The organism is Amycolatopsis stemonae, from assembly GCF_054781455.1.
This window is the reverse complement of sequence record NZ_BAAGUJ010000001.1, coordinates 618273-630649: the sequence shown is the minus strand read 5'-3', so window position 1 is coordinate 630649 and position 12377 is coordinate 618273. Positions and strand designations below refer to the sequence as shown.

Sequence of the window (12377 nt, the reverse complement as noted above, 5' to 3'; positions counted from 1 at the left end):
GAGTCATGAGCGAGCATGCCGCACTACTCGACGTCGCGCGCGAAGCCGTGGCGAAGGCGACCGCCATCGTCCGGTCGCGCCCGAGCTTTTCCGTTTCCGCGAAAGGTGATCGCGACCTGGTGACCGACGTCGACACGGCGGTCGAGGACGCGCTGCGCGAGTTCCTCACCGCCGAGACACCGGAGATCGGCGTGCTCGGCGAGGAGCGCGGCCGCACCGGCGAGGGTGCCGGCCGCTGGTGGGCGCTCGACCCGATCGACGGCACCGCGAACTTCGCGCGCGGAATTCCGCTCTGCGGGATTTCCCTGGCCCTGGTGGACGGCGAGCACAGCACGGTCGCCGCGATCGCCCTGCCGTACTTGGGTGTCACCTACACGGCCGCGCGCGGTGAAGGGGCTTTCGCGAACGGAGAACGCGTGGGCGCGTCGAGGGCGACGGAAATGTCCGACGCGATGATCGCCGTCGGTGACTTCGCGATCGGGCGGCTCGCCGAGGACCTGAACCGCGCGCGGCTGCTGCTCCTCGCGGACCTCGGCGCGCGGGCGCAGAAGATCCGGATGCTGGGCACCGCGGCGATCGACCTCGCGTGGGTGGCGGACGGAAAGCTCGACGCCGCACTGATCCTGTCCAACAACCCGTGGGACACCATGGCCGGCGTGCTGCTCGTGCGCGAGGCCGGCGGCGCCGTCGTGGACCGCGACGGCAGCGAGCACACGGTGGGTTCGGCGGCGACGATCGCCGTCGGTGCGGGGCTGCGCAACGAGATCGTGGATGCGCTTGATCGCGCGTATGGGGTTGTTCGTTAGGATTTCGGGGTACATGGTGGGCAGCGCCACGCGTGAAATTGCGCTGCCCGCGCAAGGTTTTCGGTTACGTTGGTACCGGTCGGCGGGTGATCCTGGCATGCTGGCCGGATCCCGCCCGCACGCTTCGAGAATGGTGGATGCTCGTGGAAACTCGCCGGATCCGCGATCGGTACCGGCTGGTCGAGCCGATCGGCGGCGGTGCGATGGGCACGGTGTGGCGGGCCCAGGACGAGATGCTCGACCGCACGGTGGCGATCAAGGAACTCCTGCTGCCGCACGACCACGACGAGGACCGCACCGAGGAAGCGAAGAACCGCGCGATGCGCGAAGCGCGGATCGCGGCCCGGCTGCAGCATTCCCACGCGATCACCGTGTTCGCCGTCCTCGAGGAAGAGGACCGGCCGTGGTTGATCATGGAGTACCTGCCGTCCAAGAGTTTCGCCGTCCTCGTCCGCGAGGAGCCGACGACGGTGGACGACGCCGTCCGCGTCGGCGCGCAGATCAGCTCGGCGCTGGCCGGCGCGCACCGCGCCGGGATCGTGCACCGCGACGTGAAGCCGGCCAACATCCTGGTGTCCGACGACGGCACGGCGAAGATCACCGACTTCGGCATCTCCCGCGCGATCGGCGACGTCAAGCTGACGGCCACCGGTGAGATCGCCGGCACGCCCGCGTTCCTCGCGCCCGAAGTGGCCCGCGGCGAGGACGCGAGCTTCGCCGCCGACGTCTTCTCCCTCGGCGCCACGCTCTACGCGGCCGTCGAAGGCCAGCCGCCGTACGGCACCGCCGACAACCCGATCGCGTTGCTCTACCGGGCCTCCAGCGGGGAGATCGTGCCGCCGGAGAAGGCGGGCCGGCTGACCCCGCTGCTGCTGCGGATGCTCGCCTCCGAGCCGGCCGAGCGGCCGTCGATGGACGAGGTCGAGCGGGAACTGAGGGCGCTGCTGCCGGACGCGGAGCCGGGGGCGTCGGTGCTCGCGGAGACGATCCCGGAGACCGAGCCCGCCGCCGTGCCGACCGTGCCCGCCACGGTCGCCGTGCCGCCGGCCGGCGAGGTCGCCTCGGTGTCGCCGGGCGCGCGCAAGGGCCTGATCGCGGTCGGGGCGGGCGCGGCCCTGCTGTGCGTCGCGGTCGTCGTGGCGATCCTGCTGGTCGTGCGGCAGAGACCGCCGCAGGACAACGCCGCCCCGCCGCCCGTGCAGCAGCCGTCGACCTCGGCTCCCGCGTCCGTGACCCCTTCGCCGTCGGCGTCCTCCTCGCCTTCGGCGCCGCCGTCGACCACGGCGCCACCGACCTCGACGCCGGTCTCGCCGGTGTCCTCGACCATGAACCCCGCCCAGGCCCTGTCCGCCTACTACGCCCTGCTGCCGAGCAACCCGGCGGAGGCGTGGAAGCTGCTCACGGACAAGTTCAGGGCGTCCCGCCACCAGACGTACGAGTCGTACACGAGCTGGTGGGGCCGGTTCAAGTCGGTGAACGTGACCAACGTGAAGGAAGTCGGGCCCAACCGGGTCACGGCGACCGTCCTCTACAACGGCGGTCAGGCCGAGACCGACACCTTCACGATGGTCCAGGTGAACAACACCTGGATGATTGACTCCCAAGGCTGAACCGACCCGCCTCCGGCTGCGTGTGACGGATGAGACGTCCCGCCGTCGATCCCTGCTGGAGGTTGAGCGATGAGGCCTGCCGACCCGATGGTGTTCATCCTTCCGGCCGCGCCACCGGGGACCGACACGTACGACAAGCGCATGTGCCAGAACCTGCCCGCCGTCGGGCAGCCGGTGCTGGAGCTGCCGATCGCCGGCGACTGGCCGTCGCCCGACGCGACGTCGAGGCGTCGCCTGGCGAGATCCCTGGCCGCGCTGCCGGACCGAACCGTGGTGCTGCTCGACGGCGTGATCGCCTCCGGCGTGCCCGAGATCGTCGTCCCGCACGCGCGGCGGCTGCGGCTGGCCGTGCTGGTGCACCAGGCCCTCGCCGACGAGCCCGGCCTCGACCCGTCGCACGCGGCGGAGCTGGACGCGTGCGAGCGCGAGACGCTGCGGATGGCCGGGATGGTCGTCGCGACCAGCCCGTGGCTCGCCCGGCTGCTCATCGACCGCCACGACCTGGACCCGGGCCGCGTCTACGTCGCCAAGCCCGGCACCGACGCGGCCCCGCTCGCGGCCGGCGCCGACGGCGTCTCCCGGCTGCTGTGCGTCGGCGACGTCACCCGCCGCAACGGCCAGGACCTGCTGGTCCAGGCCCTCGGCGAGATCGACCACCTGGCACTGTCCTGCGTCCTGGCCGGCTCACTGGAGACGGACCCGGGGTACGTCGACGAGCTCGGCTGGTCGATCGAGCGCCTCGGCCTCGGCGGCCGGATCACGCTCGCCGGCGGCGCCGTGGACCTCGGCGACGCCTACAACGCCGCGGACCTACTGGTCATCCCGGCGCGCGCGGCGACGTCCGGGATGTTCGTCGCGCAGGCGCTGGCCCGCGGCATCCCGGTGCTGGCCACCGAGGTCGGCGGGGTGTACGACGCGCTGGGCGTCGACGCCGACGGCGAGATGCCGGGCCTGCTGGTCGAGCCGAACGACCCGTTCGCTCTGGCCGACGCCCTGCACCGCTGGTACGCCGACCCGGAGCTGCGCCGCTCCCTGCGCACGGCGGCCCTGGGCCGGGGCAGCGCGCTGGAGGAGTGGGACGTCGCAGCCCGCCGGCTCACGCACGCGCTGTCGAGGCTGGCGTCCGAACCCCGCATCGTCGCCTGACGCTTGCCGCCGGGGCCGCGGCTCGGCCAACCTGACGCGATGGCGTCCCCCCTCGATTCCGAACGCGGGTTCCTCGAAGTCGCCGGCCGCGACCCGGACCGGCCGCTGCGCGACCAGCTGCTCGGCTTCCGCGATCTGGTCTCGGCCGACATGGACTGGGCCGACAGCCGCAAGCGCCGCTTCCGGCGCCGTGCGTCGGCCGTGCGCGTGGCCGCGTTGCTGCTCACCGCGGCGTCGACGGTGGTGCTGGGCATCCAGGAGATCCCGGCGCGGGCGTCGATCGCGTTGCCGATGGTCGCGCTGGTCACCGTGCTCGGCGGGCTCGAGACGTTCTTCAACTGGCGCTCGCGCTGGGTGCTGATGGAGGAGACCCGCTACAACCTGAACCGCATCCGCGACGAGATGGACTACTACCTCGTCGGCACGCCGACGGCCGAGCTCAGCCGCGAGCGGCTCCAGGAGTTCTTCGACCGGCACCAGGTGACCTGGGCCGACGCCAGCCGCCAGTGGGTCGAGTTCCGCAAGCTCGACCGGCCGCCGCAGTCCCCGGAAATCCGCGCCTGAGCGACTCCTTTTCGCCTCCGCCGGATCCCGGTGTTCGGCTTCCCTGGCCAGGTGGAGCGGTTCGCCGAGCCGGACCCGGCGAACCGGACCATCACGCCAGGGTGAGCGCGTAGATCTCGACCCGCGGGTCGTTCGGCAGGCTCACCGACTGCAGGGTCTTGGCGGAATCCAGCGCCGCCGAGATGCCGAACAGCCGCACCGGCGGGCCGTCGACGCCGCTGCCCGCCTTGATGCGGTGCGGCATGTCCAGCAGCACCGGCGTACCCGAACCGGCCCAGTCGGCGAACGTCACCGCGAGGTCCGTGCTCGTGCCGTCGGTGTAGTGCGCGGTCAGCGTCGTCGACACCGGGCCGTTGTGCGACGACCCGACCAGCTTCAGCGCGCCGTGCTGACCCGCCGGGAGCAGCAGGGACTGCCCGCGGGCCTCCACGAAGTTGGGCGAAGTCCCCGACGCGTCCGGCGCCGAGTACGTGACGCCGTCCCAGGTCACCGGCCCGGCCGGCGGCAGCAGGGAAGCGTCGTAGCTCCAGCCGCCGCCGTCGAAGTTGCCTTCCGTGGACGCCGCGACCGTCGCCGTGCCGTCGTGGTTGAGGTCGCGGCCGAGGTCGACCGCGCACGACGTGCCGGCGACGCACGCCGACGGCGTCCGGACCTCGACCGTCGCCGACTTCGACACCGTGTTCGCGCCCGGCCCGGACACCTTGACCTGCACCGGGTACGTGCCGAGCGCGGTCCCGGCGGGCACGGTCACGGTGACCGGCACGGTCTGCTGCACCGGCAGGCGGGCCGACCAGATCAGCCTCAGCTGGTCCGTCTGCACCTTCCACCCGGCCGGCGCGGTCGCCGAGATCGTCACCGGCTGCAGCGCCGGGTTCTGCGCCAGGACGTCCAGGTCGAGGTGCACCTGCTGAGCCGCACCCGCAGGGATGACCACCGACGTCTGCCGCAGCGACGCGTCGACGTGCCGCCGCGAGTCACCCGCCGCGTTGTTCACGGACGGCGGCTCCGACCCGGTGCCCCACGAGGACGGCTTCGACCCGAGCGTGTGGTTCAGGACGCCGCCGTGCGCGACCGCGGACCAGTCCAGCGACGTCTCCCGGACGTTGCGGCCGTTCAGCGAAACGCTTTGCACGTACCGGTTCGCGTCGGACGCACCCGGCGCGTTCACGGTCAGGGTGCCGCCCTGTGAAGGGCCGTACTGTCCGATCCGGACGGTCGCCGACTCGAACTGCGGGCTCGACACCGCGAGGAAGTTCGCGCCGCTCATCGTCGGGTACAGCCCGAGCGAGGAGAAGACGTACCAGGCGGACATCGTGCCGAGGTCGTCGTTGCCGGTCATGCCGTCCGGGCCGGTGGTGAACAGCGTCATCGCCGCGCGGACGACGGTCGCGGTCTTCGCCGGCGCGCCCGCCCACAGGTACATGTACGGCGCGAGCAGGTCGGGCTCGTTGTTCGGGTTGTACGTCGCCTTGCCGTAGTAGTCGTACGGGCTGGAGATCCAGTCGTTGCGCGCCGTGCCCGCCGGGTCCTTCAGCAGGTTGTCGTAGGCGAAGAAGGAGTCGAGCCGCTTCTCCGTGGACTTCTTGCCGCCCATCAGCGAGACGAGCCCGCTCGGGTCCTGCGGGACGAGCCACTGGTACTGGTAGGCGCCGCCTTCGTGGAACTGGTGGTCGGCGTCGACCGGGTTGTACGGCGTGAGGAAGGTGCCTTCGGTCGTGCGCGGGCGGAACGCCTGCGTCGAGGAATCCCAGAGGTTCCGGTACCACTGGCCGCGGTCGGCGAACATCTTCGCGTCGGCCTGGTGGTTCAGGCCACGGGCCATCAACGCGAGCGCGGCGTCGGCCGCCGAGTACTCCATGGTCGCGGACGCCGGGTGCTCGCAGTCGTTGTCGCCGCCCTTGGCCGCGCAGTCCTTGCCGAGCGTCAGCCCGCTGGGGATGTAACCGCGGTCGTTGTAGTAGTTGACGCCCGAGCGGCCGTTGTACGGCGAGTCGGCGGGTGGCGTGCTCGTCGCGTTCTTCTTGAGCAGCGCGTATGCCTCTTCTTCGTGCCCCGCGAGCAGGCCCTTCGACCACGCCTCGACGAGGAACGGTGTCACCGGGTCGCCGGTCATGATGTTGGTTTCGCTCTCGGCCAGCGCCCAGCGCGGCAACCACCCGCCGTCCCGGCCGATGGCGACCACCGACAGCGCGACGTCCCGCGCGACCTGCGGTTCGAGCATTTCGAGGAGCTGGTTCTGCGGCCGGTAGGTGTCCCACAGCGAGAAGTTCTGGTACGGCGTGTAGCCGCTCGCGGTGTGCACCTTGCCGTCGAAACCGGTGTAGCTGCCGTCGGTGTCGCCGGCCAGGTTCGGGTGCAGCTGGGCGTGGTAGAGCGCGGTGTAGAACGCCGTCTGCCGCTCGGTCGTGCCGCCGCCGATCTTGATCGCGCCGAGCTTGTCCACCCACTGCTGGTGCAGCGCGGCCCGCGTCGCGTCGAAGTCGTAGTTCGACGTCTCCGCCGCGAGGTTCTTCCGCGCGCCGTCGAGACCGGTGTAGGACAGGCCGACCTTGAGCACGACGTCGTGGTCGGTGGTGGCGTCGAAGCTGGCCCACGCGCCGTTGCCACCGGTGCCCGCGGCGTCGCGGCTGCCCGGCGTGCGCGTCGAACCGCGCCAGGTGCCGAACGAGCTGAACGGCCGGTCGAACGTCGCGGTGAAGTAGACGGTGTGCTCGTCGTGCCCGGCGCAGAACCCGCCGGCCTTGACGCGGCCTTCGAGCGTGCGGTCGCCGACGACGTGGATCTCGGAGTCCTTGACGGACTGGTTGGCCTGGCCGGTGTTGAACAGGACGTTCGCCTGCCCGGTCGAGGGGAAGGTGTAGCGCTGCCAGCCGGTGCGCGCGGTCGCCGTCAGCTCCGCGTTCACGCCGTACTTCTTGAGGCCGACGCGGTAGTAGCCGGGCTCGGCGTGCTCGTCGTCGTGGCTGTACTCGGACTTGTAGGCGTTCTTGTCAACGTTGTCCACCGCGCCGGTGGTCGGCATGATCGGCAGCTCGCCCATCACGCCGCAGCCGACGCCGGAAAGGTGCGTCTGGCTGAAGCCGTAGATCGCGTTCTGCAGGTAGTCGTAGCCGCCCTGCCCGCCGGTGTCGGGGCTGACCTGCACCATCCCGAAGGGCGCGCTCGCGCCGGGGAACGTGTTGCCGAAGTTCTGCGTGCCGACGAACGGGTTGACCAGGCTCACCGGGTCGACCTGTTCGGCCGCGTGTGCCGTGGCCTGGGTCGTGGCCGCGACCACAAGGCCCACGGCCACGGCGGCGACCAGCCGTCTGCTTTGCGACCCCATGGGGCTGCTCCTCCCGGATGACAACGTTGTCAGATGTGGATCGGGGACCAAGTCGGTTGGGAGCCTGCCACCTTCACGCCGATTTGAGAAGAAGGCAACCAGGTCAAGCCGTTGTCATGGCCGTCCTCAGGAGCGTTCACGCTGGAGCTTTCCGATGTGCTGGACAGAGCCCGAGCAGCGCGGCGACGTTCGGTTTGCGCTCGTCGCGTCGCCGCCAGGTCATGGTGACCGCGGTCGTCCGCCCGGCCAGCGGGACGGCGACCGCGCCCGGGTGGTCGACCATCGCGGGCACGATCCGGCACCCCAGGCCCGCGGCCACGCAGCGGCCCAGGGCGGCGAGGCTGCCGACCTCGGTCTCGACGACGGGGCCGTCGATCCGGTCCAGCATCTCCCGGAAACCGCAGCCCGGCGGGGTGGCCAGGAAACCGACGCCGCGGAGATCGGCGGGCTCGACTTCTCCCTTGCCCGCCAAGGGGTGTCCGGGCGGCGTGATGACGACGAGTGGCTCGTCGCCGAGCGCCCGGCAGACGACCGCGGGGTCGTCCGGCGCGGCCCCGAACGTGAAGCAAACGTCCATTTCGGACTCTCGCACGGCTTGGTACAGCTCGCCCCGGCCGCCCTCACGGACGGAGATCCGCACCTGCGGCCACCGCGTCCGGTAGGCGCCGAGGAGCGGCGGAACCCAGTGCGTGCACAGGGTTTCGAGGGCGCCGATGACCAGCTCACCGTCGGGTTCGCCGCGTTCTCCGTCGACGGCGGCTTTCGCTTCCTCGACGAGTGAGAGCACCTGATCCGCGTACCCCACCAAGCGTTCCCCGGCCGCGGTGAGCCGTAAAGGCCGTCCGCGCGCGAACAGCGGCGCCCCCAGCTCGGCTTCGAGCGCTTGGATCTGTTCGGTGACGCTGGACACGACGATCGTCACCGTCGCGCTTCCCGCGTTTTCCCCTGCGCTTTCCGAGCAGCAATGGATCTCCAACGCCTACACGCTGACGTTCGCGGCATTCCTGCTGACGGCAGGCGCGTGGTCCGACCGCTTCGGGCCCGCCGAATGTTCTTCACGGGCTTGATTTCGTTCGCTCTTCTCTCCGCGTTGTCAGCGCTTTCTCCGTCGGCTCCGATCTTGATCGCCCTCCGCGCGGCGCTGGTGCCGTCTTCGCTGTCCTTGATCGCGGCGGCCCACCCGGTTCCCGCGTCCCGCGCGAAGGCGATGGGCGTGTGGGCGGCACTGAGCGGAACCGGCCTGGTCGCGGGACCGCTGCTGGGCGGTCTCCTGACGCAGGGTTTCGGCCGGCGCGCGATCTTCCTGGTGAACGTCCCGGTGGCCGTGGCGGCGCTCACGCTGTCCCGCTCGGCGCCGCCGACCCCGCCCAAACCGGGCAGCACGGACGTCGCCGGCCAGCTCTCGGCGATCATCGCTTTGTCGACCTTGACGTACGCCCTGGTCGAAGGCCGTCCGTGGCTCCTGCTGGGTTCCGCCGCCGCGGCGGCGGTGGTCGGATCGGCGCCGCCCGAGCTGGCGGGCACGGCCGGTGGCGCCCTGAACGCGTCCCGGCAGACCGGCGCGGTCTTGGGGGTCGCGGTCCTGGGTGCGCTGCTGAACTCGACGTCGGCCACCACGGCGCTGGTCGTCGCGGGCACCGTGCTGATCCTCGGCGCGGTTGACTGTTTCCTGTTCTCCTAGGAAACAGGAAACGCCTTGTCGGCATTTCCCGGGTGACGAATCCTGGTTGCGGGGCCGGAAATTCCGCCGGAATCCCCGATCCGAAACCACTCGACGGAAGGATTCGTCATGTTCAAAAAGCTGGCCAAAATCGGTGGGCCCCTGCTCGCGCTGTGCGTCCTCGCGGCGGTCCCGGTGATCGGTTCCACCTCGGCCTACGCGGACGGCGACGGCAGCACGCCGCCGCCGTCCACCAGCACGCCGCCGCCGGCGGGCACCGACGGCAACCCCTGGCACGGCTGAGGTGCGCGGACCGGCCGTCGCGGGGGGACGGCCGGCCCGGTCACGACCCGCAGGCGCATTCCCAGCCGGCGCGTTCGTCGCGCACCTCGCGGGCTTCCGGCAAATCGAGCGCGGCGAATTCCGTTTCGGCGGCCGTCCAATGTTCGACGGCGCTTTCGTGGTCGCCCATCGCGTGGAGCGTTTCCGCGACACCGCGGTGCGCGCGGGCCTGGTAGGTGCGGTTCCCGTCGCCGGCGGCGAGGTCGAGGGCGGCCTTGCCGGCGCTCAACGCCTCCCGGTGCGCACCCCGGGCGAGCGCGGTCGCGCCGCGGTCGAGGTAGAGCTGGGTGCGCAGGTCGGCGTCGGGAACGTTGGCCGCCACTTCCTTCGCTTTGTCGTGGTAGCGCACGGCTTCGGTGTACCGGCCGCGCTGGCGGTGCACGTTGCCGATGTTGTTCAGGGCGTACGCCTCGACGCAGTGGTCGCCGACCTCGGCGGCGTGCCCGTGCGCTTCGGTGTAGCTGGCCAGTGCCTCCGGGAGCAGGCCGAGCTTTTCCTGCACCGACCCGAGGTTGTTCAAGGCGTGCGCGACGCCCTGGACGTGCCCGATCTCGCGCAGCGTGCCCGCGGCCGCCGAGTGCTGGCGCAGCGCGACGTCGAGGTTGCCGTGCAGCTCGTTGAGGTAGCCGAGCATGCTCAGCGCGTGGGCCTCGCCCCGGCGGTCTTCGGTCTGCTCGTACTTCTCCAGCGCCGCTTCGAGGTGCGCGATCGCCTGCTCGTGCTTGCCCAGCTCCATCGTCGGGATGGCGAGCGCGCACAACGTCGCCGCTTCGCCGCGCGGGTCACCGAGCCGGCGCCACTTCGGCAGCGCCTGGGCCGCCAGCTCGAGCGCTTCGGAGAGCTGGCCGCGCCGGTCGTGCGCGGTCGCCAGCCGCAGCAGCACGTGCGCCTGGCCGTAATCGTTTCCACGGTCGGTCGACACGATCGCCCAGGCGAGCTCCAGGGTGCCGATCCAGTCCTCGAACTGGTTCGTCGTGTTGAAGTAGCGCCACAGCAGCACGGCCAGCCGCCAGGTGTGCTCCGGCAGGTCGTGCCGGGCGGCGTAGCGGATCGCGGCGACGAGGTTGTCGCGCTCGGCGACGATCCACCGGAGCCCGGCGCCGGCGTCGGCGAAGACCGGCGTCACCGGGCACGACCGGTCGAGCGCGGGCAGCTGCGCCCGGTCGAACGGGTACGCGGCACCGACCGCGGCCGCGAGCGTCACGAGGTAGAAGTCGAGCAACCGCACGAGCGCCGGCTCGGACGCGGGCTCGCCGGCGGCGAACTCCTTGAGCGGGTCCAGCATCTGGTACCGCTCCGGCGCGGCCTCCTCCAGCAGGCTTACCTCGTGCAGGTCGTCGAGCAGCCGTCGTGCTTCGGCGACTCCGCAGCCGGCCAGCGCCGCGCCGCCGACGACGTCGACGTCCGGCCCGGGCAGGCTGCCGAGCAGCCGGAACATGGTGCGCTGCGGCTCGCCGAGCTGCTGGAAGGACGCCCGGACCGCGGCGACGCCGTCGGCCTCGCCCCACGGCCCGCTCTCCTCGAGCAGGTGCAGCAGGTGGTCCAGCGGCCAGCCGGCGTGCCGCCGGAACAGCGCGGCCGCCACCCGGATCGGCATCGGCAGGTACCCGCAGCGCTTGACGATCAACGCGACGTCCGCCGCCCGGCCGCGCACCCGCGGCGGGTCGGTCAGGGCCTGGAACAGTTCGGCCGCTTCTTCGGGTGGCAGGGGCGAAAGCCGGACGGGCTCGCCGGTGTCGCCCATCAGCCGGCTGGTGACGATGGCGAGGCAGCCGTCCACCTCGGGCAGCAACGGCCGGATCTGCTCGGCCGACGCGGCGTTGTCCAGCACGACGAGCGTGCGGGTGCCCCACAAGGTCGTCTGGTAGAGCGTGACCTTCCGGCCGACGGTGGCCGGGATCTGCTCGGCCGGCACGCCGAGCTCGACCAGCAGCTCGGTGAGCGCGTCGCCGACGCTGGTCTCGGGCACACCGGGGGTGAACCCGTTGAGCCGGGCCATGAGCTGGCCGTCGGGGAACCGGTCGCGGAGCCGGTGGGCGGCTTCGACGGCCAGGCCGGTCTTGCCGACACCCGGCGCACCGCTGATCCAGACCGCCCCGCTCGCGGCGGCCGTCTCGATCGTCGCCAGCTCCGCGGCGCGCCCGGTGAACCCGCCGGGCCGCGACGGCAGCGAGCTCGGCGGCTCGCCGTGTTCGGCGCGCGCGGCGAGGTTGCGCAGCACGGGACCGGGCGCCATCCGCAGCTCGGCGAGGGCGTCGCGGGTGCTCTGGAACACGCGCAGCGCGCCGACCCGGTCACCCCCGGCGAGCAGGGCACGCATGAGGAGTTCGGCGTGCTTCTGGCCGGCAGGATCGGACCGGACGAGCGGCCGCAGCCGGTCACGCGCCGAGCGGTGGTCGCCCGTGTCGAGCTCCAGTTCGGCCAGGTCGCCGACGGTGTCGGGCAGGCTCTCTTCCGGGAACGCGACTTCCGGCCCGCCCACGCGGTCGATGTCGATGTCCTCGAGGAACCGCCCGCGCCACAGCCCGACGGCCTCCCGCAGGAGTTCGATGGCCCGGCGCGGATCGTCGGTGCGGGCGGCCGCGGACCGCAGCCGCTCGAACCGGACGGTGTCGAGCTGGTCCTCGCCGAGCCGGAGCAGGTAGCCGGTCGGCGTCGTCTCGATGCCGACGCCGACGTCACGCAGCCGCTTGACGTACCCGCGCACCAGCGTGGGCTTGGTTTCCCGGCCGGCCCAGACGATCTCGGTGAGCCGCGCGGTCGACACCGGCTTGTTGGCGTTCAGGAGCAGCACGACCAGGACGAACCGCTGCTGCTGGTCACCCAGCGGCACCGGCGCGCCGTCGTGCCACGCCTCCAGCGGGCCGAGCATCCGAAACTCCACGCAGCCTCCCCGGCGTCAGCTTGCTTTCCCCGATTGATGT

The 12377-nt window shown here is 71.7% G+C and carries 10 protein-coding genes; 7 read left to right on the top strand and 3 right to left on the bottom strand.

The window, feature by feature from the left end; genetic code table 11:
* Positions 1 to 5: 5 nt before the first annotated feature.
* From ACYVLJ_RS03120 to ACYVLJ_RS03105, 4 genes are all read left to right on the top strand, one after another.
* On the top strand, positions 6 to 806 hold the full coding sequence (locus tag ACYVLJ_RS03120; RefSeq protein WP_451968638.1) for an inositol monophosphatase family protein: 801 nt from the start codon (positions 6 to 8) through the stop codon (positions 804 to 806).
* 137 nt (positions 807 to 943) lie between these two features.
* On the top strand, positions 944 to 2416 hold the full coding sequence (locus tag ACYVLJ_RS03115) for a serine/threonine-protein kinase (RefSeq protein WP_451968636.1): 1473 nt from the start codon (positions 944 to 946) through the stop codon (positions 2414 to 2416).
* An 87-nt stretch (positions 2417 to 2503) separates the two neighbouring features.
* A complete protein-coding gene (locus tag ACYVLJ_RS03110; RefSeq protein ID WP_451969842.1) occupies positions 2504 to 3562 on the top strand; it encodes a glycosyltransferase in 1059 nt (352 codons plus the stop codon).
* A 39-nt stretch (positions 3563 to 3601) separates the two neighbouring features.
* Positions 3602 to 4126 (top strand): DUF4231 domain-containing protein, encoded by a 525-nt coding sequence (locus ACYVLJ_RS03105; RefSeq protein ID WP_451968634.1) that lies wholly within the window; start codon positions 3602 to 3604, stop codon positions 4124 to 4126.
* 91 nt (positions 4127 to 4217) lie between these two features.
* Here the strand turns inward: ACYVLJ_RS03105 and ACYVLJ_RS03100 are convergent, their stop codons facing one another.
* Both ACYVLJ_RS03100 and ACYVLJ_RS03095 read right to left on the bottom strand, forming a co-directional pair.
* Positions 4218 to 7451, bottom strand: a complete 3234-nt coding sequence (locus ACYVLJ_RS03100) for a GH92 family glycosyl hydrolase (RefSeq protein ID WP_460437679.1) — start codon at positions 7449 to 7451, stop codon at positions 4218 to 4220.
* Positions 7452 to 7587: 136 nt separating this feature from the next.
* Positions 7588 to 8361, bottom strand: a complete 774-nt coding sequence (locus ACYVLJ_RS03095) for a LysR family transcriptional regulator (protein WP_460437678.1) — start codon at positions 8359 to 8361, stop codon at positions 7588 to 7590.
* Between ACYVLJ_RS03095 and ACYVLJ_RS03090 the strand changes: the two genes are divergently transcribed.
* The 3 genes from ACYVLJ_RS03090 (at position 8348) to ACYVLJ_RS03080 (ending at position 9414) form a co-directional block, all read left to right on the top strand.
* Complete coding sequence (locus tag ACYVLJ_RS03090) at positions 8348 to 8518, top strand: hypothetical protein (RefSeq protein ID WP_460437677.1); 171 nt, start codon at positions 8348 to 8350, stop codon at positions 8516 to 8518. The genes ACYVLJ_RS03095 and ACYVLJ_RS03090 overlap by 14 nt on opposite strands.
* The gene (locus tag ACYVLJ_RS03085; RefSeq protein ID WP_460437676.1) at positions 8500 to 9132 is read left to right on the top strand and encodes an MFS transporter; all 633 of its coding nucleotides are present in this window, start codon (positions 8500 to 8502) and stop codon (positions 9130 to 9132) included. The genes ACYVLJ_RS03090 and ACYVLJ_RS03085 overlap by 19 nt, the downstream gene beginning before the upstream one ends.
* Before the next feature lie 108 nt (positions 9133 to 9240).
* On the top strand, positions 9241 to 9414 hold the full coding sequence (locus tag ACYVLJ_RS03080; protein WP_451968626.1) for a hypothetical protein: 174 nt from the start codon (positions 9241 to 9243) through the stop codon (positions 9412 to 9414).
* A 40-nt stretch (positions 9415 to 9454) separates the two neighbouring features.
* On the opposite strand, the gene ACYVLJ_RS03075 is transcribed toward ACYVLJ_RS03080, so the two are convergent.
* Complete coding sequence (locus tag ACYVLJ_RS03075; protein WP_460437675.1) at positions 9455 to 12337, bottom strand: AfsR/SARP family transcriptional regulator; 2883 nt, start codon at positions 12335 to 12337, stop codon at positions 9455 to 9457.
* Positions 12338 to 12377: the final 40 nt, after the last annotated feature.

Excerpts from the sequence above, each read along its gene's own strand:
- ACYVLJ_RS03105 (WP_451968634.1), top strand. The coding sequence starts at position 3,602 with ATGGCGTCCCCCCTCGATTCCGAACGCGGGTTCCTCGAAGTCGCCGGC.
- ACYVLJ_RS03110 (WP_451969842.1), top strand. The coding sequence starts at position 2,504 with ATGGTGTTCATCCTTCCGGCCGCGCCACCGGGGACCGACACGTACGAC.
- ACYVLJ_RS03080 (WP_451968626.1), top strand. The coding sequence starts at position 9,241 with ATGTTCAAAAAGCTGGCCAAAATCGGTGGGCCCCTGCTCGCGCTGTGC.
- ACYVLJ_RS03115 (WP_451968636.1), top strand. The coding sequence starts at position 944 with ATGCTCGTGGAAACTCGCCGGATCCGCGATCGGTACCGGCTGGTCGAG.
- ACYVLJ_RS03120 (WP_451968638.1), top strand. The coding sequence starts at position 6 with ATGAGCGAGCATGCCGCACTACTCGACGTCGCGCGCGAAGCCGTGGCG.
- ACYVLJ_RS03085 (WP_460437676.1), top strand. The coding sequence starts at position 8,500 with ATGTTCTTCACGGGCTTGATTTCGTTCGCTCTTCTCTCCGCGTTGTCA.
- ACYVLJ_RS03100 (WP_460437679.1), bottom strand. The coding sequence starts at position 7,451 with ATGGGGTCGCAAAGCAGACGGCTGGTCGCCGCCGTGGCCGTGGGCCTT.